Annotated in this window: 20 protein-coding genes; 4 read left to right on the plus strand and 16 right to left on the minus strand. The window is 69.6% G+C overall.

The window, feature by feature from the left end; genetic code table 11:
• Positions 1–2: 2 nt before the first annotated feature.
• Positions 3–698: a formylglycine-generating enzyme family protein gene (locus ACGFY9_RS44400; RefSeq protein WP_393764147.1), complete on the plus strand. Its 696-nt coding sequence runs from the start codon at positions 3–5 to the stop codon at positions 696–698.
• Positions 699–743: 45 nt separating this feature from the next.
• Here ACGFY9_RS44400 and ACGFY9_RS44405 read toward each other — a convergent pair whose 3' ends face one another.
• Both ACGFY9_RS44405 and ACGFY9_RS44410 read right to left on the minus strand, forming a co-directional pair.
• Positions 744–1,964 carry an NAD(P)-binding domain-containing protein gene (locus tag ACGFY9_RS44405; RefSeq protein WP_393764149.1) on the minus strand — a complete coding sequence of 407 codons (1,221 nt, stop codon included), beginning with the start codon at positions 1,962–1,964 and terminating at the stop codon, positions 744–746.
• A gap of 87 nt (positions 1,965–2,051) precedes the next feature.
• Positions 2,052–3,302: an ATP-grasp domain-containing protein gene (locus ACGFY9_RS44410; protein ID WP_393764325.1), complete on the minus strand. Its 1,251-nt coding sequence runs from the start codon at positions 3,300–3,302 to the stop codon at positions 2,052–2,054.
• 217 nt (positions 3,303–3,519) lie between these two features.
• On the opposite strand from ACGFY9_RS44410, the gene fahA reads away from it, so the two are divergent.
• Together fahA and ACGFY9_RS44420 are read left to right on the plus strand one after the other, a co-directional pair.
• Positions 3,520–4,734: a fumarylacetoacetase gene (fahA, locus tag ACGFY9_RS44415; RefSeq protein ID WP_393764151.1), complete on the plus strand. Its 1,215-nt coding sequence runs from the start codon at positions 3,520–3,522 to the stop codon at positions 4,732–4,734.
• A 237-nt stretch (positions 4,735–4,971) separates the two neighbouring features.
• A complete protein-coding gene (locus tag ACGFY9_RS44420; RefSeq protein ID WP_393764153.1) occupies positions 4,972–5,910 on the plus strand; it encodes a M56 family metallopeptidase in 939 nt (312 codons plus the stop codon).
• 215 nt (positions 5,911–6,125) lie between these two features.
• Here the strand turns inward: ACGFY9_RS44420 and recQ are convergent, their stop codons facing one another.
• Positions 6,126–8,183 (minus strand): DNA helicase RecQ, encoded by a 2,058-nt coding sequence (recQ, locus tag ACGFY9_RS44425; protein ID WP_393764155.1) that lies wholly within the window; start codon positions 8,181–8,183, stop codon positions 6,126–6,128.
• A gap of 255 nt (positions 8,184–8,438) precedes the next feature.
• On the opposite strand from recQ, the gene ACGFY9_RS44430 reads away from it, so the two are divergent.
• Entirely contained in the window at positions 8,439–8,984 is a 546-nt protein-coding gene (locus tag ACGFY9_RS44430) for a hypothetical protein (RefSeq protein WP_393764156.1), read from the plus strand.
• 58 nt (positions 8,985–9,042) lie between these two features.
• Here the strand turns inward: ACGFY9_RS44430 and nuoN are convergent, their stop codons facing one another.
• Genes nuoN through ACGFY9_RS44495 form a run of 13 tightly spaced genes read right to left on the minus strand, consistent with a single transcriptional unit; the run spans position 9,043 to position 24,710 of the window.
• Positions 9,043–10,701: an NADH-quinone oxidoreductase subunit NuoN gene (gene nuoN / locus ACGFY9_RS44435; RefSeq protein ID WP_393764158.1), complete on the minus strand. Its 1,659-nt coding sequence runs from the start codon at positions 10,699–10,701 to the stop codon at positions 9,043–9,045.
• Positions 10,698–12,269: an NADH-quinone oxidoreductase subunit M gene (locus tag ACGFY9_RS44440; protein ID WP_393764160.1), complete on the minus strand. Its 1,572-nt coding sequence runs from the start codon at positions 12,267–12,269 to the stop codon at positions 10,698–10,700. Before ACGFY9_RS44440 ends, nuoN begins: the two co-directional genes overlap by 4 nt.
• 5 nt (positions 12,270–12,274) lie before the next feature.
• Positions 12,275–14,221: an NADH-quinone oxidoreductase subunit L gene (gene nuoL, locus ACGFY9_RS44445; RefSeq protein ID WP_393764162.1), complete on the minus strand. Its 1,947-nt coding sequence runs from the start codon at positions 14,219–14,221 to the stop codon at positions 12,275–12,277.
• Between the two features lie 14 nt (positions 14,222–14,235).
• Positions 14,236–14,535, minus strand: coding sequence for an NADH-quinone oxidoreductase subunit NuoK (gene nuoK, locus ACGFY9_RS44450; protein WP_016437642.1), 300 nt, complete (start codon positions 14,533–14,535; stop codon positions 14,236–14,238).
• Complete coding sequence (locus tag ACGFY9_RS44455; RefSeq protein ID WP_393764164.1) at positions 14,532–15,377, minus strand: NADH-quinone oxidoreductase subunit J; 846 nt, start codon at positions 15,375–15,377, stop codon at positions 14,532–14,534. The genes nuoK and ACGFY9_RS44455 overlap by 4 nt, the downstream gene beginning before the upstream one ends.
• Positions 15,374–16,015 (minus strand): NADH-quinone oxidoreductase subunit NuoI, encoded by a 642-nt coding sequence (nuoI, locus tag ACGFY9_RS44460; protein ID WP_393764166.1) that lies wholly within the window; start codon positions 16,013–16,015, stop codon positions 15,374–15,376. Before nuoI ends, ACGFY9_RS44455 begins: the two co-directional genes overlap by 4 nt.
• On the minus strand, positions 16,008–17,372 hold the full coding sequence (gene nuoH, locus ACGFY9_RS44465) for an NADH-quinone oxidoreductase subunit NuoH (RefSeq protein WP_393764327.1): 1,365 nt from the start codon (positions 17,370–17,372) through the stop codon (positions 16,008–16,010). The genes nuoI and nuoH overlap by 8 nt, the downstream gene beginning before the upstream one ends.
• Positions 17,373–17,383: 11 nt before the next feature.
• The gene (locus ACGFY9_RS44470) at positions 17,384–19,888 is read right to left on the minus strand and encodes an NADH-quinone oxidoreductase subunit G (protein WP_393764168.1); all 2,505 of its coding nucleotides are present in this window, start codon (positions 19,886–19,888) and stop codon (positions 17,384–17,386) included.
• A complete protein-coding gene (gene nuoF, locus ACGFY9_RS44475; RefSeq protein WP_393764170.1) occupies positions 19,885–21,231 on the minus strand; it encodes an NADH-quinone oxidoreductase subunit NuoF in 1,347 nt (448 codons plus the stop codon). Before nuoF ends, ACGFY9_RS44470 begins: the two co-directional genes overlap by 4 nt.
• Positions 21,231–22,085 (minus strand): NADH-quinone oxidoreductase subunit NuoE, encoded by an 855-nt coding sequence (nuoE, locus tag ACGFY9_RS44480; protein ID WP_393764172.1) that lies wholly within the window; start codon positions 22,083–22,085, stop codon positions 21,231–21,233. Before nuoE ends, nuoF begins: the two co-directional genes overlap by 1 nt.
• Positions 22,082–23,419 (minus strand): NADH-quinone oxidoreductase subunit D, encoded by a 1,338-nt coding sequence (locus ACGFY9_RS44485; RefSeq protein ID WP_393764174.1) that lies wholly within the window; start codon positions 23,417–23,419, stop codon positions 22,082–22,084. The genes nuoE and ACGFY9_RS44485 overlap by 4 nt, the downstream gene beginning before the upstream one ends.
• On the minus strand, positions 23,416–24,159 hold the full coding sequence (locus ACGFY9_RS44490; protein WP_393764176.1) for an NADH-quinone oxidoreductase subunit C: 744 nt from the start codon (positions 24,157–24,159) through the stop codon (positions 23,416–23,418). Before ACGFY9_RS44490 ends, ACGFY9_RS44485 begins: the two co-directional genes overlap by 4 nt.
• Complete coding sequence (locus tag ACGFY9_RS44495; RefSeq protein ID WP_043442859.1) at positions 24,156–24,710, minus strand: NADH-quinone oxidoreductase subunit B family protein; 555 nt, start codon at positions 24,708–24,710, stop codon at positions 24,156–24,158. Before ACGFY9_RS44495 ends, ACGFY9_RS44490 begins: the two co-directional genes overlap by 4 nt.
• Positions 24,711–24,715 lie beyond the last annotated feature (5 nt).

A 24,715-nucleotide genomic window follows, 5' to 3' on the forward strand; every position in this document is an offset into this window, starting at 1 on the left:
CCATGGGTAGAACCACCCACCTCGATCTCACCCCCGTCCCGCCCGGCCGGGTCACCCTCTCCGACCGCCGCACGCAACGGAGTTGGACAGTCGACCTCGCCCCCTTCCACCTCGGCACCCTCCCCGTCACCCAGGAGCAGTACGCCCAGGTCACCGGCGAACGCCCCAGCACCGCACAGGGCAACGACCGCCTCCCCGTGGAGACCGTGTCGTGGCGGGACGCGGTTCTGTTCTGCAACTCCCTCTCCTTGCAAGAGGAGTTGAAGCCCGTGTACGCCTTCGACGCGCACGGCGAGGCAGCCGTACAGCCGGACCCCTCCGCCGACGGCTACCGCCTCCCCACCGAAGCCGAGTGGGAGTACGCCTGCCGGGCGGGGACGAGCGGCCCGCGCTACGGCCCCCTCGACGACATCGCCTGGCACCGCGGCAACTCCGACGAGCGGCCCCACGAACCGGGCGCCCGACTCCCCAACCCCTGGGGCCTGCACGACATGCTGGGCAACGTATGGGAATGGTGCTGGGATCTCTACGACCCCGAGGTCTACGGCACCTACCGGGTACTGCGCGGCGGCGGCTGGTTCGACGAGCACTGGAGCTGCCGCGCCTCCGTACGCCGCCGGAGCCACCCGACCTTCCGCGTGGACGACGTCGGCTTCCGCGTCGCCCGTTCCGTGCCCAGTGGGCCTGTGACCCACTGAGCCCCTGCCCCGACCGAACCGTGCGCCGCCCTCCCCGGCGCTCACCTACCCGTGCGCGGCCGCCAGATGGTTCGCCAGCCTCGGCGACGCGAACTCCGTCCCGCACACGAAGCGCATCACCGGCCCGTACGACGACGCCGACGGCAGCCCTGTGAAGTAGACCCCCGGCACGGACGACACATACCCGGCGCCGAGTTTCGGCGTACCCCGGCTCACCGCCAGCTGGGTGCGCAGCTCATGCCCGAGGAAGTCCATCGCCGCGATGTCCACCCGGTACCCCGTCGCGGAGATGACGTGGTCGGCGGTGAGTTGCTGCGTCCTCCCGCCCGGCGTCGCGACGGTGAGTACCGGGCCGCCGTTCGCCGCGCCCGCGCCGCCGCCCGCCTCCGTCCGTACGATCCGCTCGACCTCGCTGACCTGCACCTTCTCGTCGAACCGCTCGCGCAGCCACCACGCCCCGAGCGGCCCGAGCACCCGGCGGACCAGGTAGTGCCGGGTCTGCTCGGGGAGGTAGCGGTACGGCTGGGGGTGGTAACTCAGCGCCCACAGCGACCATGCCCGCCCGAACGGCGACTCGGGGCGCAGCTTCGGCTGCTTCCACGGAGGTGCGCCGAAGGCGACCCGGCCGTGCCCGCGCGAGACGATCCGCACGTTCGCGCCCGCCTCGGCCGCCAACACCGCTGTCTCCAGGGCGGATTGACCGGCGCCGACGACGATCAGCTCCTTGCCCTTGAACGCGCTCAGGTCGTGGTGCTGCGAACTGTGCGAGACGGGAGCGGCGGGCGCGGGCCCGTCGACCGCCGCCGCGGCCAGCTCCGGCGGGAGGTGGGCCAGGCCGTACAGGCCGGTCGCGACCACGACCGCCCTCGCCGTGCACAACTCCCCCGAGTCCAGCTTGAGTTCGAAGCCGCCGCCCGCCTTCCGGTCCACGGAGACGACCCGTACCCGCTCCAGCTCGGGCACCAGCTTCTGCTGGAACCACTCGCCGTAGGCGATGAAGGTCTCCACGGGGATGATGTCCTCGTCGGTGACCAGGCGGGGGATGCCGGCCGCGTCGCAGTAGTCGACGAGGTTGTGGCCGGGCTGCGGGGCGTCGAGGTTGGAGGCGGCGGGGGTCGACTTCAGGAGCATCCCGGCGGGCATGTGGTCACGCCAGCTGACCATGGGCTCGCCGAAGACACGGACCGGAATGCCGCGTGCCCGCAGATGCGCGGCGGTGGACAGGCCGAACGGCCCGGCGCCGATGACTGCTACCGGTTGAATCACGAAGTCCCTCCCCAGGACGTCAATTCGTCACTTCGTGCTGGGCCGCTGATCCAACTCTCGGGCCCCTTGAGCTACTTGCTGCTGGAGTTACTGCTTGCCTCTGCTGATGCCGCTGCCGCGCCGGTTGGTGCGCCACAGCTGATACAGGTGCTTCGCGCCCGGCCGCACGAAGCGGGCCAGCATCGTGAAGAACGGCCGCAGGTCGTCACCCGCGAGCCAGGCCAGCTCCGTCCCGCTCGCCCGCGCCGGTGCGTGCGGCGTCGTATAGCCGCTGCGGCGGTAGGCGAGGAGGGCGGGCAGGTCGATGTTCTCCACGATGTACCGGTGGCCGGCGCGCTGTTCCCCTTCGGGGACGGAGCGGCCGGTCAGGTCGAGGTGCATGGCGCGGACCACGTCCACCCCCGACTCGTTCTCGAAGAGCCGGAACTGGGCGCCCATGCGGGGGTTGAAGTCGAGCAGTTTGTACTGACCGTCGCGCCGGTCGAAGCGCAGGTCGAGGTCGATGACTCCGGTGAAGCCGATCTGTTTGATGAAACGTGCGGCGAGGTCCGCGAGTTCCGGATTGTCCACGACATAGGCATGTGCCGTCATGCCCGCGTGCGGCGGCCAGGAGCGCACCTTCACGCCGGTGAACATGGCGAGCGGGGTCGAGTCCTGGTCGAAGTACGCGTGCACGATCCAGTCCTCGGCGTCCTCCCTCGGCAGGTACTCCTGGAGGATCACCCCGGGGTGCTCGCCCCAGTCCCGGGCCAGTGTGAGCAGCCCCTCGCGGGTCGTGATCCTCGTCGTACCGTTCACGGCCGGCCGGGAGCGCCGTACGAACGCCTCCCTGTTCTTGGCCACCAGCGGGAAGCGGGCCTTCTCGGCGAACTCGACGATGTCGTCGTACGACTGCGGGAAGGCCGCCGCGGGGCTGGGGATGCCGTGTTCCACGCAGAGTTCGTGCAGCCCCTGCTTGCTCGCGAGGTGACGCGGCAACTTCGGTTCCACACGCGGGAAGAGGAAGCGGGAGCCGAGTGCGTCCTGGTGCTCGGCGATCAGGACGGCTGCCTCCTCGTCCGTGGGGATGAGGACGGTGGGCCGGCCGATGCGGCGCCCGATGCGCAGCAGACCCTCCACCAGTCGCCCGGGTTCCTCCGTGCCGGTCGTCGGCCACACGAACGCGCGCTCCAGATATCGGGACGCGGCCGCCGGCGTGTAACGGTCCTCCGTGATCGCATACATCGGCACGCCGAGGCGCCCGAGACTCCGGATCGCGCCCACCCCGCCGTGATGCAGCGGATAGTCGCCGAACTTCACGATCAGGCCCGGCACTTCGCGGTCGGCCTCGAAAGGCACGCTGCTGGAGCGCTTGGCCACGGGTCCCCCCACGTGTCCCCCCTACGGACCGGACCCACCCCGTCCGTGTCCCCCAAAGGACGCTAAGCCGGAATTGCCGCTTCCGACAAGGCCTATTCGGACATTGCGAACTCTTTAGACACTGCCGGTTCCCGCAACTCACCCGTAACGTGTGGCGCGGCCACATGCGCGTACGCACGAGAGTGAGGCAGCACCCATGCCCCCCTTCGATCTTCCCGAAGGCGACCCCTTCGGCCCGCACAACCTTCCCTACGGCGTCTTCTCGCCCGTCGGCTCGGCCGACCGGACCGTCGGCGTCCGGCTCGGCGACCACGTCCTCGACGCGGGGGCGGCAGCGGAGGCGCTCGGCTCGCCGTACGCCTCCCTCCTGGCGCACCCCACCCTCACCCCGCTCCTCGCCGCGGGCCACACGGCCTGGTCCGACGTCCGCCGCGCGCTGACCGCGTGGGTGACGGTCCCGTCCCACCAGGACACGATCGCCCCGTACTTCCACCCCCTCTCGTCGGTGACCCTGCACCTCCCCTTCGAGGTCGCGGACTACGTCGACTTCTACGCCTCGGAGAACCACGCCCGGAACGTCGGCCGCATCTTCCGCCCCGACGCCCCCGACTCCCTGACCCCCAACTGGAAGCACCTGCCCATCGGTTACCACGGCCGCGCCGGCACGGTCGTGGTCTCGGGCACGGATGTCGTACGCCCGTCCGGCCAGCGCAAGTCCCCAGCCGACCCCACGCCGGTCTTCGGCCCGTCGGTCCGCCTGGACATCGAGGCGGAGGTCGGCTTCGTGGTCGGCGCGCCGTCGACGATGGGCCGGCCGGTGCCGCTCGCCGACTTCCGCGAACACGTCTTCGGCCTGTGCCTCCTCAACGACTGGTCGGCACGCGACATCCAGGCCTGGGAGTACGTCCCCCTCGGCCCGTTCCTCGGCAAGTCCTTCGCCACGTCCGTGTCGGCGTGGATCACCCCGCTGGACGCGCTGGAGGAGTCGCGGGTAGCACCGCCGGAGCGCACGCACGACCTCCTTCCCTACCTGGACGACTCGGCCGAGGAACCCGGCGGCTACGACCTCCGCATCACCGTCGCGATCAACGGCCACCCGGTGTCCGAGCCGCCGTTCTCCACCATGTACTGGACCGCCGCCCAGCAGCTCGCCCAGATGACGGCCAACGGCGCCTCCCTCCGCACCGGCGACCTCTACGGCTCCGGCACGGTCAGCGGCCCGACCGAACGCGAGCGGGGTTCGCTCCTGGAGCTGACCTGGAACGGCCGCGATGCCCTCGAACTCCCGGACGGCAAGCGGACGTTCCTGGAGGACGGCGATGTCGTGACCCTGTCGGCATGGGCCCCGGGCGCGGACGGCACGCGCGTGGGGCTGGGCGATGTCACGGGGCGGATCGTGGCGCGGGGCTGAGGCGACAGGGCCGGCGGGCTGATCGTGGCGCGGGGTTGAGGCGCGAGGGGCGGTGGGTGAGATGAGTCCGGTGGTCTCTGTACACCTGACTCCAGCCGCCCGTGCAGTCATACTGACGGCGGGCGGCACACATGTCGTGCGCCCGCCCTCGGGTACAGCCGCACCCGCACCTTCGTCTCCCCCTGTTTGTTCCGTTCGTTCCGTTCGTTCCGCCGACCAGGATCCGGAGCCCGTGGCATGACTGTCTGCCTGCTCCTGCTGAGCGTCGTCGCCCTCTCGGCCGCCGTGCCGGCTCCGCGCGCGCTGACCCGGGCGGTGTGGCCCGAACGGGAACCCGTGATCGGCCTGTGGGTGTGGCAGTGCCTGGTCGCCACGGTCCTGCTGTGCTGCCTGGGCGCCCTGGTCCTGGGCGCGGCCGCCGTCTTCCACACCGTCCGCGATCATGTCTTCGCCCCTGCTCCCCCGGCCGTCACCGCGGCCTACGACCTCTCCGCCGCCCCCGTCTGGGCGGTCGCCCTCACGCTGTCACTCGCCTGCGGCGCCGCATGGACCACCGCGATGCTGGCCCGCGAACTCGCCGAGGCCCGCCGCCGGCGGGGCCAGGCCCGCGCCCATCTCCGCGAACGCGCCCCCGACCTGCCGGCCGGCCTGCCCCCGGCGCGCGGCCCCCTCCTGGTCCTGGAGGACGAGTACCCGGACGCCTGGTGGATGCCCGGCCACCCGCCCCAACTGGTCGTCACCACAGGCGCGTTGCACCGCCTCACCGGCCACCAGCTCGACGCGGTCCTCACCCACGAACGCGGCCACGCCCGCGCCCACCACGACTGGCTCCTGCACCTGTCGACCGCACTGGCCTCGGGCTTCCCGCACGTCCCGCTCTTCGCCCACTTCTGCGACCAGACGCACCGCCTGGTCGAGCTGGCCGCCGACGACACGGCTTCCCGCCAATGCGGCCACCTGACCACGGCGTTGGCCCTGATCGAGCTCAACAACCACCGAGGCGTCCTCTCCTGCGCCTCCAGCCACCGCCTCCTGGGCGAACGCGTCAACCGTCTCCTGGACCCCCGCCCGAGGCTGGGCCGCCGCCACCGAGCCCTGACGACGACGGTGGCGACCCTGGTCCCGCTGCTGCCCTTGCTGATCGTGTTCGCGCCGGGGCTCACGGCACTGGGCTGAGGACCCGGGCTCACTGTCCTGGGCTGAGCGCCAGACGCTGCCGACCCTGGACCGACGGCCGTAGCAAATTCCCTGCATCCCGGCCCCCGGACCTACGACGCCGCGCCGACGTTCCCCGCCTGACCGCACTGGGCTGGGCTGGGCTGGGCTGGGCTGGGGACCGTACGGGGACCGCTCACGCCCGCGTCCGGGCCCCAACACCCCGGTCCCAGCCCCTACATCCAGTCCTCGGGCTCCGGCTCCGCATCCATCTCCGGCCAGTAGTCCGCCCCGGGGTCAACATCCTTCGCCGCCCGCCCCGACGCGGGTGCCGACGCAGGTGCCGATGCCTGTGCCTGTGCCGGCACTTGCACCGCGGCCGGAGGCATGGCCGGGGCCTCACCCAGCGAAGCCAGCACCCCGATCACGCCCTCCCCGTACGTCGCCAGCTTCTTCTCGCCGACGCCGCTGATCTCGCCGAGCTGCCCCACCGACGTCGGCCAGACCGTCGCGATCTCCCGCAGCGTGGCGTCGTGGAAGATGACGTACGCCGGAACCCCCTGCTCGCGAGCCTGTTCCGCACGCCAGGCTCGCAGCGCCTCGAAGGCCGGTTGCAGCGACTCCGGCAGCTCCACCGCCGCCGCCTTGGCCTTGCGCTCGCCCCGGCCCGAGGACGAGGACCCCGACCGGGAGGAGCCGGCGGGCTTCTTCGGTTCCTTGCGCAGCGGTACCTCGCGCTCGCGCCGCAGTACCGTGCCGCTCGCCTCGGTGAGCACCAGCGTGCCGTACTCCCCCTCGACCGCGAGCAGCCCCTGCGCCAGCAACTGCCGTACGACGCCCCGCCATTCACCCTCGGCCAGGTCCTGGCCGATGCCGAACACGGACAGCTGGTCGTGGTCGAACTGGATCACCTTGGCCGACCGGCGCCCCAGGAGGATGTCGACGATCTGCAGGGCGCCGAACTTCTGGCCCCGCTCCCGCTGCAGCCGCACCACCGTGGACAGCACCTTCTGCGCGGCGACCGTGCCGTCCCAGGTCTCCGGCGGGGTGAGGCACGTGTCGCAGTTGCCGCAGCCCGCCGCGTCCGGGTCCTGCCCGAAGTAGGCGAGCAGTTGGCCGCGCCGGCACTGCGCGGTCTCGCACAGCGCGAGCATGGCCTCCAGGTGCGAGGCGGCCCGGCGGCGGAACGCCTCGTCGCCCTCGCTGGACTGGATCATCTTGCGCTGTTGTATGACGTCGTTCAGGCCGTACGCCATCCATGCCGTGGAGGGCATTCCGTCTCGCCCGGCACGACCTGTCTCCTGGTAGTAGCCCTCGACGGACTTGGGCAGGTCGAGGTGGGCGACGAACCGTACGTCCGGCTTGTCGATGCCCATGCCGAAGGCGATGGTCGCGACGACGATCAGCCCGTCCTCGCGCAGGAACCGGGACTGGTGCGCCGCGCGCGTGCCCGAGTCCAGGCCCGCGTGGTACGGCACCGCCTCGATGCCGTTGCGCGACAGGAACTCGGCGGTCGTGTCGACGGACTTGCGCGACAGGCAGTACACGATGCCCGCGTCGCCCGCGTGCTCCTCGCGCAGGAAGCTCAGCAGCTGCTTCTTGGGGTCGGCCTTCGGCACGATCCGGTACTGGATGTTGGGCCGGTCGAAGCTCGCCACGAAGTGCCGGGCGCTCGGCATGTTCAGCCGCTGGGTGATCTCCTTGTGCGTCGCGTCCGTGGCCGTCGCCGTGAGCGCGATCCGCGGGACGTCCGGCCAGCGCTCGCCGAGCACCGAGAGGGACAGATAGTCCGGGCGGAAATCGTGACCCCAGGACGAGACGCAGTGCGCCTCGTCGATCGCGAACACCGAGATCTTGCCGCGCGACAGCAGGTCCAGCGTGTTGTCGAGCCGCAGCCGCTCCGGCGCGAGATAGATCAGGTCCAGCTCGCCCGCCAGGAACTCCGCCTCGACCACGCGCCGCTCGTCGAAGTCCTGCGTCGAGTTCATGAACCCGGCGCGCACCCCGAGCGCCCGCAGCGCGTCCACCTGGTCCTGCATCAGCGCGATCAGCGGCGAGACGACCACTCCCGTACCGGGTCTGACCAGGGACGGGATCTGGTAGCACAACGACTTGCCGCCGCCGGTCGGCATGAGGACGACGGCGTCGCCGCCCGCCACCACATGCTCGATGACCTCTTCCTGCTCGCCGCGGAAGCTGTCGTAGCCGAAGACGCGGTGGAGCGTGGCCAGTGCCTCGCTCTCGCCCTGTGCCGCCGGCGTCCGTACTTCGGTCGTCACAACCGTCCCGCCCATCCCGTGCATCGCTCGTCCCCCGTACGTCGTCCCTCGACCACTGCGTCCACGATAGGGCTCCGCGCTGACACCGTCGGAGTTATCCACAGGCTGGCTGTCGTGACCGAGTGTGGTCATTCGAATGGCGTCCGTCACATGGCGCGACCACCACGGCCGGAACATGCTGCTCGGGCGGGACCGCGGAGGCCCGCCACGCCCCGAACGGACGGCGCGCCGTGCGTGCGGACGCCTCCCGAAAGTCCAAGGAGCCCCACCATGTCCCCTCGGCCCCTGTCCTCGCGGCCCCTGCGGAGCGCCGTCAAGACCGCCCTCGCGGTGGCGACGGCCGCGGCCTTCGCGCTGACCGCCGCCCCGGCCCAGGCCGCGTCCGACCCCGACCCGTCCGCGTGGACCACGCTGAGCAAGACGTACCAGGCCACGGCGAAGTACGGGTACGAGGCGTTCGCGCTTGTCCCGAGCGCCGGATACCAACGTTCCGACGACTGCGTCGCCAAGCCGCCCGAGGGCGGCATGGGCTACCACTACATCAACCCGGCGAACATCGATTCAGTCGATCCGGCGAAACCGGCGGCCCTGCTGTACGCGGACGGGTCCGACTTCGTCGAAGGGCGCCGACTGGTCGCGGTGGAGTGGATGGTGAAGGACACGGGCCAGACGACCGCGCCGACGCTGTTCGGGCAGACCTTCCAGAAGGACCCGAAACTCCCCGGCTACTTCACCCTTCACGCCTGGATCTACAAGCCCAACCCCAAGGGCCTGTTCGCACCCTGGAACCCCGAGGTCGTCTGCCCGAAGGCCTGACCTCACACAGCCGAAGGCCCCGGCTCCCTCATGGGGAACCGGGGCCTTCGGCCTGCCCTCAGCGAACAAAGACTCCCGCCTGGTTGGCCAGGTCCAGGAAGTACTGCGGGGCCACACCGAGGACGAGCGTGGCCGCCACCGCCACCCCGATCGTCGCCATGGTCAGGGGGGACGGGACCGCGACGGTGGGGCCGTCGGGCCTCGGCTCGCTGAAGAACATGAGCACGATCACGCGGATGTAGAAGAACGCCGCGATGGCGGAGGAGAGCACACCGACCACGACCAGCGGGGCCGCGCCGCCGGCCGCCGCCGCCTTGAACACGGCGAACTTCCCGGCGAAGCCGGCCGTCAGCGGAATGCCCGCGAAGGACAGCAGGAACACCGCGAACACGGCCGCGACCAACGGCGACCTCCGCCCGAGCCCCGCCCACTTCGACAGGTGCGTCGCCTCGCCGCCCGCGTCCCGGACGAGCGTGACGACCGCGAACGCGCCGATCGTCACGAACGAGTAGGCGCCCAGGTAGAAGAGCACCGACGAGACGCCGTCCCGGGTGGTCGCGATGACACCCGCGAGGATGAAGCCCGCGTGCGCGATCGACGAGTACGCCAGGAGCCGCTTGATGTCGGTCTGGGTGATCGCGACGATCGCGCCGCCCAGCATCGTGATGATCGCCACGCCCCACATGACGGGCCGCCAGTCCCAGCGCAGGCCCGGCAGCACGACGTAGAGCAGCCGGAGCAGCGCTCCGAAGGCGGCGACCTTGGTCGCGGCGGCCATGAAGCCGGTGACCGGGGTCGGCGCGCCCTGGTAGACGTCGGGCGTCCACATGTGGAACGGCACCGCACCGACCTTGAACAGCAGCCCCATGACGATCATCGCGCCGCCGATGAGCAGCAGCGCGTCGTTGCCCATGGTGTCGGCGAGGGCCGGGTTGATGTTGGTGATGGAGCCGTCGACGACCTGGGAGATCGTGGCGTACGACATCGAGCCCGCGTAGCCGTAGAGCAGTGCGATGCCGAAGAGGGTGAACGCGGAGGCGAAGGCGCCGAGGAGGAAGTACTTGACCGCGGCCTCCTGCGACAGGAGCCGCTTGCGGCGGGCCAGGGCGCACAGGAGGTAGAGCGGGAGCGAGAAGACTTCCAACGCCACGAACAGGGTCAACAGGTCGTTGGCCGACGGGAAGACGAGCATGCCGGCGACCGCGAAGAGCAGGAGCGGGAACACCTCCGTGGTGGTGAACCCGGCCTTGACCGCGGCCTTCTCGCTGTCGCTGCCCGGTACGGAGGCGGCCTGCGCGGCGAAGGAGTCGACGCGGTTGCCGTGCGCCTCGGGGTCGAGTCGCCGTTCCGCGAAGGTGAACAGGCCGACCAGTCCGGACAGCAGGATCACGCCTTGGAGGAACAGGGCCGGTCCGTCGACCGCGATCGCGCCCATCGCCGCGATGTGCGCCTTGGTGGTGCCGTAGCCGTCCGCCGCGAGCGCCACGACCGCCGCGAAGGCGGCACAGAGCGCTACGGCAGACACGAACACCTGGGCGTAGTAACGGGACTTGCGCGGGACGAACGCCTCGACCAGGACCCCGATGAGGGCCGCGCCGAGGATGATCAAGGTGGGCGACAATTGCCCGTACTCGATCTTCGGCGCGTCGATCTTGGAGATCGGGTCGGCCGCGGTTGCCGCCGTTGTCCACAGGCTGTGGACGGCTGTTGCGCTCACTTGGCCGCCTCCACCGAGGGCTTGGGATCCTTCTTGTGCACGTCGGACAAGGTCTGCTTGACCGACGGGTTCACGATGTCCGTGACGGGCTTCGGGTAGACGCCCAGGAAGACCAGCAGCACGATCAACGGGGCGACGACGACGAGTTCACGCGCGCGCAGGTCCGGCATCGAGGCGACCTCGGGCTTCACCGGGCCCGTCATCGTCCGCTGGTAGAGGACGAGGGTGTACAGCGCGGCGAGGACGATGCCGAAGGTCGCGATGATCCCGATCGCCGGGTAGCGCGAGAACGTGCCGACCAGGACCAGGAACTCGCTCACGAAGGGCGCGAGTCCCGGCAGCGACAGCGTGGCCAGTCCGCCGATCAGGAAGGTGCCCGCGAGCACCGGGGCGACTTTCTGCACCCCTCCGTAGTCGGCGATCAGACGCGAGCCGCGCCGCGAGATCAGGAACCCGGCGACCAGCATCAACGCGGCCGTGGAAATACCGTGGTTGACCATGTAGAGCGTCGCGCCGGACTGGCCCTGGCTGGTCATCGCGAAGATGCCCAGGATGATGAACCCGAAGTGCGAGATCGAGGCGTACGCCACCAGCCGCTTGATGTCCCGCTGCCCGACCGCGAGCAGCGCGCCGTAGATGATGCTGATCACGGCGAGGACGAGGATCACGGGCGTCGCCCACTTGCTCGCGTTCGGGAACAGCTGGAGGCAGAAGCGGAGCATCGCGAAGGTGCCGACCTTGTCGACGACTGCCGTGATCAGTACGGCGACCGGCGCCGTCGCCTCGCCCATAGCGTTGGGCAGCCAGGTGTGCAGCGGCCACAGGGGCGCCTTCACCGCGAAGGCGAAGAAGAAGCCCAGGAACAGCCAGCGTTCGGTGTTGGTCGCCATGTGCAGCGAACCGTCGGCCCGAGCCTGCGCGATGTCCGCGAGCGAGAAGTTCCCGGCCACTACGTAGAGGCCGATCACGGCCGCCAGCATGATGAGCCCGCCGACCAGGTTGTAGAGCAGGAACTTGACCGCCGCGTACGACCGTTGGGTGGCCGCCGCCTCGTCGCCGTGCTCGTGCGCGCTGTCCCCGAAGCCGCCGATGAGGAAGTACATCGGGATCAGCATGGCTTCGAAGAAGATGTAGAAGAGGAAGACGTCGGTGGCCTCGAAGGAGATGATCACCATCGCCTCCACCGCAAGGATGAGAGCGAAGAAGCCCTGGGTGGGCCGCCAGCGCTTGTTGCCCGTCTCCAGGGGGTCGGCGTCGTGCCAGCCGGCCAGGATCACGAACGGGATCAGCAGGGCGGTGAGCGCGAGGAGCGCGACCGCGATGCCGTCGACACCCAGCTCGTAGCGGACCCCGAAGTCGGCGATCCAGGCGTGGGACTCGGTGAGTTGGTAGCGGTCGCCGCCCGGGTCGAAGCGCACCAGGATCGTGATGGCCAGCGCGAGCGTCGCCAGCGAGACCAGCAGCGCCAGCCATTTCGCGGCGGTGCGCCGGGCGGCCGGGACGGCGGCCGTGGCCACCGCCCCGAGGGCCGGGAGCGCCGCCGTCGCTGTCAGGAGGGGAAAGGACATCGGTATCAGACCGCCCTCATCAGCAGGGTCGCGGCGACGAGGATGGCCGCACCGCCGAACATCGAGACCGCGTACGACCGCGCGTAGCCGTTCTGCAGCTTGCGCAGCCTTCCGGAGAGGCCGCCCATGGAGGCCGCCGTGCCGTTGACGACGCCGTCGACCAGGGTGTGGTCGACGTAGACCAGGGAGCGGGTGAGGTGCTCGCCGCCGCGCACCAGGACGACGTGGTTGAAGTCGTCCTGGAGGAGGTCGCGGCGGGCGGCCCGGGTGAGCAGCGACCCGCGCGGGGCGACGGCCGGGACCGGACGGCGGCCGTACTGCGCCCAAGCGATGCCGACACCGATGAGCAGACACACCATCGTCGCGCCGGTGACGGTCGCGGCGCTGAGCGGGGAGTCGCCCTCGCTGTGGCCGGTGACCGGCTCCAGCCAGTGCAGGAAGCGGTCGCCGATGCTGAAGAACCCACCGGCGAAGACGGAGCCGACGGCCAGCACGATCATGGGAATGGTCATGGACTTCGGGGACTCGTGCGGGTGCGGCTCAGCGTGCTCGCCGCGGTGTTGGGCGACCGGCTCCGCGCTGGGCGCGTCGGGCGAGCGAGTCGGCTGGTTGCGCCAGCGCTCCTCTCCGAAGAACGTCATCAGCATCACGCGGGTCATGTAGAAGGCGGTGATGGCCGCGCCCAGCAGGGCACTGCCGCCGAGGATCCAGCCCTCGGTGCCGCCCTTCGCGAAGGCCGCCTCGATGATCTTGTCCTTGGAGAAGAAGCCGGACAGTCCCGGGAAGCCGATGATGGCGAGGTAGCCGAGGCCGAAGGTGATGAAGGTGACCGGCATGTACTTCCTGAGGCCGCCGTACTTCCTCATGTCGACCTCGTCGTTCATGCCGTGCATGACCGAACCGGCGCCGAGGAACAGCCCGGCCTTGAAGAAGCCGTGCGTCACCAGGTGCATGATCGCGAAGACGTAGCCGATGGGGCCGAGGCCCGCGGCGAGGACCATGTAGCCGATCTGCGACATGGTCGAGCCGGCGAGGGCCTTCTTGATGTCGTCCTTCGCGCAACCGACGATCGCACCGAACAGGAGCGTGACGGCACCGACGACGGTGACGACGAGTTGGGCGTCGGGGGCCGCGTTGAAGATCGCTCCGGAGCGGACGATCAGGTACACGCCGGCGGTGACCATGGTCGCCGCGTGGATGAGGGCCGAGACCGGGGTCGGGCCCTCCATCGCGTCGCCGAGCCAGGACTGCAGCGGCACCTGGGCGGACTTGCCGCAGGCGGCGAGCAGCAGCATCAGGGCGATGCCCGTGAGCTTGCCCTCGGAGGCGTCACCGACGTGGCTGAGGACCGGCCCGAAGGCGAAGGTCCCGAACGTCGTGAACATCAGCATGATGGCGATCGACAGGCCCATGTCGCCGACCCGGTTGACCAGGAAGGCCTTCTTCGCGGCGGTCGCCGCGCTGGGCTTGTGCTGCCAGAAGCCGATCAGCAGGTAGGAGGCGAGACCGACGCCTTCCCAACCGACGTACAGGAGCAGGTAGTTGTCGGCGAGGACGAGGATCAGCATCGCCGCGAGGAACAGGTTCAGATAGCCGAAGAAACGGCGCCGGCGCTCGTCGTGCTCCATGTACCCGACCGAGTACAGGTGGATGAGCGAGCCGACTCCGGTGATCAGCAGGACGAAGGTCATCGACAGCTGGTCGAGGCGGAAGGTGACGTCCGCCTGGAAGCCCTCGACGGGGACCCAGGTCCACAGGTGCTGCATGAGCGTCCGGTGCTCGGCGTTCTTCCCCAGCAGGTCGGTGAAGAGGACGACACCGATCACGAAGGAGGCGGACGAGAGGATCGTGCCGATCCAGTGGCCGACGGCATCGAGCCGCCGGCCGCCGCACAGCAGGACGACCGCTCCGAGCAGAGGCGCCGCTACGAGCAGCGCAATCAGGTTCTCCACGATTCAGCGACCCCTCAGAGCTTCATCAGGCTGGCGTCGTCGACCGAGGCCGAGTGGCGGGAACGGAACAGCGACACGATGATCGCGAGCCCGACCACGACCTCCGCGGCGGCGACGACCATCGTGAAGAAGGCGATGACCTGACCGTCGAGGTTGCCGTGCATCCGGGAGAAGGTGACGAACGCGAGGTTGCAGGCATTGAGCATCAGCTCGATGCACATGAACACGACGATCGCGTTCCGCCTGATCAGCACCCCGGTGGCGCCGATCGTGAACAACAGGGCGGAGAGATAGAGGTAGTTGACGGGGTTCACTTCGACGCCTCCTCGGTCCGCTTGAGGTTCGCCGGCTCGATCTCGGTGCGCTCCAGACGCTCCTCGGCGCGCTGCTCCAGGGCCCGCAGGTCGTTGAGCGCCTCGCTGGACACGTCACGGATCTGGCCGCGGTCACGGAGCGTCTTGCTGACCGTGAGCTCGGACGGGGTGCCGTCGGGCAGCAGGCCCGCGATGTCCACCGCGTTGTGCCGGGCGTAGACGCCGGGGGCGGGGAGCGGCGGGACGTGCTTGCCCTCGCGGACGCGCTGCTCGGACAGCTCGCGCTGGGTCTTGGGCCGCTCGGTGCGCTCGCGGTGCGTGAGCACCATGGCGCCGACGGCGGCCGTGATCAGCAGAGCGCCGGTGATTTCGAAGGCGAACACGTACTTCGTGAAGATGAGGGCGGCCAGTCCCTCCACGTTGCCGTTCGCGTTGGCCGTGCTCAGCCCGTCGAACTGCGTGAGCGAGGCGTTGCCGATGCCCGCGAACAGCAGGACGCCGAAGCCGAGCCCACAGAGAAGGGCCAGCCAGCGCTGACCCTTGATGGTCTCCGTCAGGGAGTCGGCGGCCGTGACGCCGACGAGCATCACCACGAAGAGGAACAGCATCATGATCGCGCCGGTGTAGACGACGATCTGCACGATGCCCAGGAAGTAGGCGCCGTTGGCGAGGTAGAAGACCGCCAGGACGATCATGGTCCCGGCGAGGGAGAGGGCGCTGTGCACCGCCCTCTTCATGAGGACCGTGGACAGGGCGCCGATCACCGCGACCGTGCCGAGGACCCAGAACTGGAAGGCCTCGCCGGTGGAGGTGGAATAGGCGGCGGCGAACTGCGCGGTCATCGGCCGATCACCTTCCCGGACGCCGGCTCGTCCTCGCCGAAGGTGGAGGACGCCTCCTGCGGGACCTCGCCCTTGGAGAGCGCCACTTGACGCTCCGTGCCGGGCGCGGCCTCCGTCACCAGGCCCCGGTAGTAGTCCTGTTCGTCCATCCCCGGATAGATGGCGTGCGGGCTGTCGACCATGGTGTCCTCCAGGCCGGCCAGCAGCTGTTCTTTGGTGTAGATGAGGTTGGCGCGGCTGGTGTCCGCCAGCTCGAACTCGTTGGTCATCGTCAACGCGCGCGTGGGGCACGCCTCGATGCACAGGCCGCACAGGATGCAGCGGGCGTAGTTGATCTGGTAGACGCGGCCGTACCGCTCGCCCGGCGAGTAGCGCTCCTCGTCAGTGTTGTCGGCGCCCTCCACATAGATGGCGTCGGCGGGGCAGGCCCAGGCGCACAGCTCGCAGCCGACGCACTTCTCCAGGCCGTCCGGATGGCGGTTGAGCTGGTGCCGTCCGTGGAACCGGGGGGCTGTGGTCTTCTCCTGCTCCGGGTACTGCTCGGTCAGCCGCTTCTTGAACATGGCCTTGAAGGTCACGCCGAAGCCGGCCACGGGGTTCTGGAAACCGGGTTTGGTCTCCTTGGGCTCCTCAGCCATCGGACGCCTCCTTTCCATCCAGAGATCCGTCACTGCCAGTGTCCGACCCGCCACTGACAATCAACTCCCGCTCGCGGCGCGAGGGGCGCCGGGGCACCGGTGGCAACTCCTGTCCCGGCAGCGGCGGTACGGGGAATCCGCCCGCCATCGCGTCGAACCCGGCGGGTTCCTCGGCCGGTTGCGCGTCGTCCTTGGCCTTCTGGCGGAACATGTCCGCGATGAAGGACAGCAACAGCAGGACGAGCACACCGCCGCCGATGTAGAGGGCGATGTCGGCGAAGTCGTAGTTCTCGTTCTTCAGGGTCCGCACGGTCGCGACGAGCATCAGCCAGACGACGGAGACCGGGATGAGGACCTTCCAGCCGAGCTTCATCAACTGGTCGTAGCGCACGCGCGGGAGGGTGCCTCGGAGCCAGATGAAGAAGAACAGCAGCAGCTGGACCTTGACGACGAACCAGAGCATCGGCCACCAGCCGTGGTTCGCGCCCTCCCAGAAGGAGCTGATCGGCCACGGGGCCCGCCAGCCGCCCAGGAAGAGCGTGGTCGACACCGCGGAGACCGTCACCATGTTCACGTACTCGGCGAGCATGAAGAGCGCGAACTTGATGGACGAGTACTCGGTGTTGAAGCCGCCGACCAGGTCGCCCTCGGACTCCGGCATGTCGAAGGGGGCGCGGTTGGTCTCGCCGACCATCGTGATGATGTAGATGATGAAGGAGACCGGCAGCAGGATGATGTACCAGCGGTCGTGCTGTTGTTCAACGATCGTCGAGGTCGACATCGACCCGGAGTAGAGGAACACCGAGGCGAACGCGGCGCCCATCGCGATCTCGTAGGAGATCATCTGCGCGCAGGAGCGCAGTCCGCCGAGCAGCGGGTAGGTGGAGCCGGAGCTCCAGCCCGCAAGCACGATGCCGTAGATGCCGACCGAGGCGACCGCGAGGATGTAGAGCATCGCGATCGGGAGGTCGGTGAGCTGCATCGTGGTGCGGTGGCCGAAGATCGAGACCTCGTTGTCGGCGGGCCCGAAGGGGATCACCGCGATCGCCATGAAGGCCGGGACGGCCGCGACGATCGGCGCGAGGATGTAGATCAGCTTGTCCGCACGCTTGACGATCAGGTCTTCTTTGAGCATCAGCTTCACGCCGTCGGCGAGCGACTGGAGCATGCCCCAGGGGCCGTGCCGGTTGGGTCCGATACGCAGCTGCATCCAGGCGACGACCTTGCGTTCCCAGACGATCGAGAACAGCACGGTGATCATCAGGAACGCGAAGCAGAACACCGCTTTGACGACGACCAGCCACCAGGGGTCGCGGCCGAACATCGAGAGGTCTTCCGCGGCGAGGTACGGGCTCATGCCGTAGGGACTCATGCCTCCACCTCCTTGGGGGCCTCGCCCGCGAGCGTGGCCGGGCCGATGCGGACGAGTGCGCCGGGCAGCGCCCCGGTGTCGGAGGCGACGCCCCCGCCGGTGGAGTTCAGCGGGAGCCAGACCACGCGGTCGGGCATCTCGGTGATCCGCAGCGGGAGTTCGACGGTTCCGGAGGTGCCGGTCACGGCGAGCGCGTCGCCGTCCTTGACGCCCGCCTCGGCGGCCGTGGCGGCCGACACGCGCGCGTGGGCGGCGTGCCGGGTCCCGGCGAGCGCTTCGTCGCCCTCCTGGAGCGCGCCCTGGTCGAGCAGCAGCCGGTGTCCGGCGAGCACGGCCTCCCCGGCGGCCGGCCGGGGCAGCACGCCCGCGGTCTCCAGCGGGTCACTGGCCCGCGGTCCGTCCCACGCACCGAGCCGGTCCAACTCCGCGCGCGTGGTGCGCAGATCGGGCAGACCCAGGTGTACGTCCATGGCGTCGGCCAGCATGTGCAGCACGCGCGCGTCGGTGGGGGCGAGGGTGCGGGTCATCTGGTCGGGCTTGAGCGCGGCGTCGAAGAAGCGGACCCTGCCCTCCCAGTTGAGGAAGGCGCCCGCCTTCTCGGCGACCGCCGCGACCGGGAGGACGACATCCGCGTGCTCGGTGACCTCGCTGGGCCGCAGTTCGAGCGACACCAGGAAGCCGACTTCGTGCAGTGCGGCACGCGCGCGTGCCGGGTCGGACAGGTCGCCCGGCTCCACACCGGCGACAAGCAGCGCCCGGAGTTCACCACCGGCGGCGGCCTCGACGATCTGGCCGGCGTCGCGGCCGTAGCGGTGCGGGAGTTCGGCGACGCCCCAGGCGACGGCGACCTCCTCACGCGCGCGTGGGTCGGTGGCCGGACGCCCGCCCGGGAGCAGCGACGGCAGCGCGCCCGCCTCGATCGCACCCCGTTCCCCGGCCCGGCGCGGAATCCACACCAGCCGGGCACCGGTCGCGAACGCGGCCCGTACGGCGGCGGTGAGGCCCCCGGCGACGGCGGCCAGCCGCTCGCCGACGACGATCACCGCGCCCTCGGTGCGCAGCGCCTGGGAGGCGCGGGCGCCGTCGTCCTCCAGACCGAACCCGCTGGCGAGCGCGTCCAGCCACTCGGTCTCGGTGCCGGGAGCGGCCGGCAGCAGGATGCCGCCCGCCTTCTCCAGTCCGCGCGTGGCGTGGGTGGCGAGCGAGAACACCCGCTGCCCGTGCTTGCGCGAGGCTTTGCGCAGCCGCAGGAAGACGCCGGGCGCCTCCTCCTCGGACTCGAACCCGACCAGCAGGACGGCGGGCGCCTTCTCCAGGGAGGTGTACGTGACGCCGTCGCCGTCGAGGTCCCGGCCGCGTCCGGCGACCCGGGCGGCCAGGAAGTCGGCCTCCTCGCTGCTGTGCACGCGCGCGCGGAAGTCGATGTCGTTGGTGTCGAGCGCCACGCGCGCGAACTTGCTGTACGCGTAGGCGTCCTCGATCGTGAGGCGGCCGCCGGTCAGGACACCGGTGCGGCCCCGCGCGGCCGACAGTCCCTGGGCGGCGGCCTCCAGGGCCTCCGGCCAGGACGCGGGCTCCAGGACACCGTCCGCGTTGCGCACCAGGGGCGTCTGCAGCCGGTCGCGCTGCTGCGCGTACCGGAAGCCGAAGCGCCCCTTGTCGCAGACCCACTCCTCGTTGACCTCGGGGTCGACGGCGGCCAGGCGCCGCATGACCTTGCCGCGCCGGTGGTCGGTGCGGGTCGCGCAGCCACCGGAGCAGTGCTCGCACACGGAGGGCGTGGAGACCAGGTCGAAGGGGCGGGAGCGGAATCGGTACGCCGCCGAGGTGAGCGCGCCCACGGGGCAGATCTGGATGGTGTTCCCGGAGAAGTACGACTCGAAGGGGTCGCCCTCACCGGTGCCGATCTGCTGGAGCGCGCCCCGCTCGACCATCTCGATCATCGGGTCGCCCGCGATCTGGTTGGAGAAGCGGGTGCAGCGGGCGCACAGCACGCACCGCTCGCGGTCCAGGAGCACCTGGGTGGAGATCGGGACGGGCTTCTCGTAGGTCCGCTTCTTGCCCTCGAAGCGGGACTCGGCGTTGCCGTGGGACATCGCCTGGTTCTGCAGCGGGCACTCGCCGCCCTTGTCGCAGACCGGGCAGTCCAGCGGGTGGTTGATGAGGAGCAGCTCCATCACGCCGTGCTGGGACTTCTCCGCGACCGGCGAGGTGAGCTGGGTCTTGACGACCATGCCGTCGGTGCACGTGATCGTGCAGGACGCCATCGGTTTGCGCTGGCCCTCGACCTCGACGATGCACTGGCGGCAGGCGCCTACCGGGTCGAGGAGGGGATGGTCGCAGAACCTGGGGATCTCGATGCCGAGTTGCTCGGCGGCGCGGATGACCAGGGTGCCCTTGGGCACGCTGATCTCGGCGCCGTCGATGGTCAGCGAGACGAGATCTTCCGGCGGGACCGCCGCCTCTCCCCCACCCGAGGGAGCGCTCGTGGTCACCGTCATGCGTTCACCTCCGTGCGGTCGGCCCAGGCCGTGGACTTGGCCGGGTCGAAGGGGCAGCCCCGGCCCGTGATGTGCTGCTCGTACTCCTCGCGGAAGTACTTGAGCGAGGAGAAGATCGGCGAGGCGGCGCCGTCGCCGAGGGCGCAGAAGGACTTGCCGTTGATGTTGTCGGCGATGTCGTTCAGCTTGTCGAGGTCGGACATGACGCCCTTGCCGGCCTCGATGTCGCGCAGCAACTGCACGAGCCAGTACGTCCCTTCACGGCACGGTGTGCACTTGCCGCAGGACTCGTGGGCGTAGAACTCGGTCCAGCGGGTGACGGCACGCACGACGCAGGTCGTCTCGTCGAAACATTGCAGAGCCTTGGTGCCGAGCATGGAACCCGCGGCACCCACTCCTTCGTAGTCAAGAGGGACGTCGAGGTGCTCGTCGGTGAACATCGGCGTGGAAGACCCGCCCGGTGTCCAGAACTTGAGGCGGTGCCCGGCCCGCATGCCGCCGCTCATGTCGAGCAGCTGGCGGAGCGTGATGCCGAGCGGCGCCTCGTACTGACCGGGACTGGTGACATGGCCGCTGAGCGAGTAGAGCGTGAAGCCCGGGGACTTCTCGCTGCCCATCGACCTGAACCATTCCTTGCCTTTTTGCAGAATGGCGGGAACTGACGCGATCGACTCGACGTTATTCACAACAGTCGGGCACGCATAGAGGCCCGCGACCGCAGGGAAAGGGGGACGGAGCCGCGGTTGTCCACGGCGGCCTTCGAGCGAGTCGAGCAGCGCGGTCTCCTCACCGCAGATGTACGCGCCCGCGCCCGCGTGCACGGTGAGCTGGAGATCCAGTCCGCTGCCCAGGATGTTCTCGCCGAGGTAGCCCGCGTCGTACGCCTCGCGTACGGCCTCGTGCAACCGCCGCAATACGGGGACGACTTCACCACGCAGATAGATGAAGGCATGCGACGACCTGATGGCATAACACGCGATGACAATGCCCTCGATGAGGCTGTGCGGGTTCGCGAACAGGAGCGGGATGTCCTTACAGGTTCCCGGCTCCGACTCGTCGGCGTTGACAACTAGATAGTGTGGTTTTCCATCCCCTTGGGGAATGAATTGCCATTTCATTCCGGTGGGGAAGCCGGCGCCACCGCGACCGCGCAGACCGGAGTCCTTCACATACGCGATGAGGTCGTCCGGCGACATGGCGAGCGCCTTGCGGAGCCCCTCGTATCCCTCGTGCCTTCGGTACGTGTCCAGAGTCCAGGACTCGTCCTCGTCCCAGAAGGCCGACAGCACGGGTGCGAGCAGCTTCTCGGGGCTGTGGTCTTTCAGTTCGGGTGCCAAGGTCATCACTCCCCCTCCTCGGCGACAGGCCCCGCCGGGTGGGCGGGGTCGGAGGCCGACGTGTCCTGCGGCGCATCGTGCGAGCTGAGGTGCTCGGTCGTCGGCGACTGGTCCTGCGGCACCGCGGAGGAGCCCCGCGGATGGACCACGCGCGCGGGTGCGGTCTCTCCCCTGGCCAGGCGGAGGCCCACCAGCGACGCGGGTCCCGCACCGCCGCTCGCCCCGACGGCCCCGGGCCGCTCGTCGGGGAAGCCGGCGAGGATCCGCGCGGTCTCCTTGAAGGTGCACATCGGCGCCCCGCGCGTGGGCTCCACCGGAGCGCCCGCGCGCAGGTCGTCGACGAGGCGGCGGGCGCTGGCCGGGGTCTGGTTGTCGAAGAACTCCCAGTTGACCATCACCACCGGCGCGAAGTCGCAGGCCGCGTTGCACTCGATGTGCTCCAGGGTGACCTTGCCGTCGTCGGTGGTCTCACCGTTGCCGACGCCCAGGTGCTCCTGGAGGGACTCGAAGATCGCGTCGCCGCCCATCACCGCGCACAGGGTGTTGGTGCAGACCCCGACCTGGTAGGCACCGCTCGGCCGGCGCCGGTACATGGAGTAGAAGGTCGCCACGGCGGCGACCTCGGCCGTCGTCAGGTCCAGCAGGGTCGCGCAGAACTGCTGCCCTGTGCGCGTGACATGACCCTCCTCCGCCTGCACGAGGTGCAGCAACGGCAGGAGGGCCGAGCGGGAGTCCGGGTAGCGGGCGATGATCTCCCGCCCGTCGGCCTCCAGCCGGGCCCGGACGTCGTCCGGGTAGGCGGGCGCGGGCAGTTGGGGCATGCCCAGACTGACGCCCTGCTCCGAAGAACTGGTGGTCACCGGTCGACGCCTCCCATCACGGGGTCGATGGACGCGACGGCGACGATGACGTCGGCGACCTGGCCGCCCTCGCACATCGCCGCCATGGCCTGAAGGTTGGTGAAGGACGGGTCCCTGAAGTGGACCCGGTAGGGGCGGGTGCCTCCGTCGGAGACGGCGTGCACCCCGAGTTCGCCCTTGGGCGACTCGACCGCCGCGTACGCCTGTCCCGGCGGCACGCGGAAGCCTTCGGTCACCAGCTTGAAGTGGTGGATCAGGGCCTCCATGGAGGTGCCCATGATCTGCTTGATGTGGTCGAGCGAGTTGCCCAACCCGTCCGGCCCGAGCGCGAGTTGGGCGGGCCAGGCGATCTTCTTGTCGGCGACCATGACCGGGCCGGGCTGCAGCCGGTCCAGGCACTGCTCGACGATCCTGAGCGACTGGCGCATCTCCTCCAGGCGGATGAGGAAGCGGCCGTAGGAGTCGCAGGTGTCGGCGGTCGGGATGTCGAAGTCGTACGTCTCGTAGTCGCAGTAGGGCTGTGCCTTGCGCAGGTCGTGCGGGAGGCCAGTGGAGCGCAGGATCGGGCCGGTGGCGCCGAGGGCCATGCAGCCGGCCAGGTCGAGGTAACCGACGTCCTGCATACGGGCCTTGAAGATGGGGTTCCCGGTGGCGAGCTTGTCGTACTCGGGGAGGTTCTTCTTCATCTTCTTCACGAACTCGCGGATCTGGTCCACCGCGCCGGGCGGCAGGTCCTGGGCGAGTCCGCCGGGGCGGATGTACGCGTGGTTCATCCGCAGGCCCGTGATGAGCTCGTAGATGTCGAGAATCATTTCACGATCGCGGAATCCGTAGATCATGATCGTGGTGGCGCCGAGTTCCATGCCGCCGGTGGCGATGCACACCAGGTGGGAGGAGAGCCGGTTCAGCTCCATCAGGAGCACCCGGATGATCTTCGCCCGCTCGGTGATCTGGTCCTCGACGCTGAGGAGTTTCTCGACGGCGAGACAGTAGGCGGTCTCGTTGAAGAAGGACGTCAGATAGTCCATGCGCGTCACGAACGTGGTGCCCTGCGTCCACGTGCGGTATTCGAGGTTCTTCTCGATACCGGTGTGCAGGTAGCCGATGCCGCAGCGGGCCTCGGTGACCGTCTCGCCGTCGATCTCCAGGATCAGACGGAGCACACCGTGCGTGGAGGGGTGCTGGGGCCCCATGTTGACGACGATGCGCTCGTCGTCGGCCTTGGCCGCGGACTGGACGACCTCGTCCCAGTCGCCACCGGTGACCGTATATACGGTCCCCTCGGTGGTCTCGCGCGCGGAAGCGGCTGAGGCGGATGCTGACTGCGTGCTCACGAGTACGACCTCCGCTGGTCCGGAGCCGGGATCTGGGCGCCCTTGTACTCGACGGCGATGCCGCCGAGGGGGTAGTCCTTGCGCTGCGGGTGGCCCTGCCAGTCGTCCGGCATCATGATCCGCGTCAGGGCCGGGTGACCGTCGAAGACGATCCCGAAGAAGTCGTACGTCTCGCGCTCGTGCCAGTCGTTGGCCGGATAGACCGGGACCAGGGACGGGATGTGCGGATCACTGTCCGGGGCGCTGACTTCGAGGCGGATCAGCCGGTTGTGGGTGATCGAGCGCAGGTGGTAGACGGCGTGCAGCTCGCGGCCCTTGTCGTGCAGGTAGTGCACCGCGCTGACGCCCGTGCAGAGCTCGAAGCGCAGGGCCGGGTCGTCGCGCAGGGTCTGGGCGACGCGCACCAGGTGCTCGCGCTCGATGTGGAAGGTGATCTCGTCGCGGTCGACGACCGTCTTCTCGATCGCGTTGCCGGGCAGCAGACCCTGTTCCTCCAGGGCGCCCTCCAGCTCGTCCGCGACCTCGTCGAACCACCCGCCGTAGGGCCGGCTCGCCTCGCCCGGCAGGCGGACCGAGCGGACCAGGCCGCCGTAACCGGAGGTGTCGCCGCCGTTGCTGGCGCCGAACATGCCGCGCTGGACGCGGATCTCCTCACCGCCGTCGCCGCGCTGGCCGGGGAGGTTGGAGGCGCTCAGGTCCTTTTCCGGGTTGGCTCCGTTGGTGCCGTTCGCGTCACTCACCGCAGCAGGCCCTTCATCTCGATGGTGGGCAGTGCCTTGAGCGCCGCCTCCTCCGCCTCACGGGCCGCCTCCTCGGCGTTCACACCGAGCTTGGAGGTCTGGATCTTGTGGTGGAGCTTGAGGATCGCGTCCATCAGCATCTCGGGCCGTGGCGGGCAGCCCGGGAGGTAGATGTCGACCGGGACGATGTGGTCGACGCCCTGCACGATCGCGTAGTTGTTGAACATGCCGCCCGACGACGCGCAGACGCCCATGGAGATGACCCACTTGGGGTTCGGCATCTGGTCATAGACCTGCCGCAGCACCGGCGCCATCTTCTGGCTGACCCGGCCCGCGACGATCATCAGGTCCGCCTGGCGGGGTGATCCGCGGAAGACCTCCATGCCGAAGCGCGCGAGGTCGTACCGTCCGGCGCCGGTCGTCATCATCTCGATGGCGCAGCAGGCGAGGCCGAACGTGGCCGGGAAGACGGACGACTTGCGCACCCAGCCAGCGGCCTGCTCGACGGTGGTCAGCAGGAAACCGCTCGGCAGCTTTTCTTCGAGTCCCATGAGTT

It is taken from the genome of Streptomyces sp. NPDC048504 (assembly GCF_043200035.1).
In the GTDB taxonomy this organism is placed as follows: Bacteria; Actinomycetota; Actinomycetes; order Streptomycetales; family Streptomycetaceae; genus Streptomyces.

Bases quoted from the DNA above. Each gene is read 5' to 3' on its own strand.
- ACGFY9_RS44470 (WP_393764168.1), bottom strand. From the start codon at position 19,888: ATGACGGTGACCACGAGCGCTCCCTCGGGTGGGGGAGAGGCGGCGGTC.
- nuoI (WP_393764166.1), bottom strand. From the start codon at position 16,015: ATGGCTGAGGAGCCCAAGGAGACCAAACCCGGTTTCCAGAACCCCGTG.
- ACGFY9_RS44430 (WP_393764156.1), top strand. From the start codon at position 8,439: ATGTCCCCTCGGCCCCTGTCCTCGCGGCCCCTGCGGAGCGCCGTCAAG.
- fahA (WP_393764151.1), top strand. From the start codon at position 3,520: ATGCCCCCCTTCGATCTTCCCGAAGGCGACCCCTTCGGCCCGCACAAC.
- nuoF (WP_393764170.1), bottom strand. From the start codon at position 21,231: ATGACCTTGGCACCCGAACTGAAAGACCACAGCCCCGAGAAGCTGCTC.
- ACGFY9_RS44455 (WP_393764164.1), bottom strand. From the start codon at position 15,377: ATGACCGCGCAGTTCGCCGCCGCCTATTCCACCTCCACCGGCGAGGCC.
- ACGFY9_RS44420 (WP_393764153.1), top strand. From the start codon at position 4,972: ATGACTGTCTGCCTGCTCCTGCTGAGCGTCGTCGCCCTCTCGGCCGCC.
- ACGFY9_RS44495 (WP_043442859.1), bottom strand. From the start codon at position 24,710: ATGGGACTCGAAGAAAAGCTGCCGAGCGGTTTCCTGCTGACCACCGTC.
- recQ (WP_393764155.1), bottom strand. From the start codon at position 8,183: ATGGGCGGGACGGTTGTGACGACCGAAGTACGGACGCCGGCGGCACAG.
- ACGFY9_RS44400 (WP_393764147.1), top strand. From the start codon at position 3: ATGGGTAGAACCACCCACCTCGATCTCACCCCCGTCCCGCCCGGCCGG.
- nuoH (WP_393764327.1), bottom strand. From the start codon at position 17,372: ATGAGCCCGTACCTCGCCGCGGAAGACCTCTCGATGTTCGGCCGCGAC.
- ACGFY9_RS44440 (WP_393764160.1), bottom strand. From the start codon at position 12,269: ATGTCCTTTCCCCTCCTGACAGCGACGGCGGCGCTCCCGGCCCTCGGG.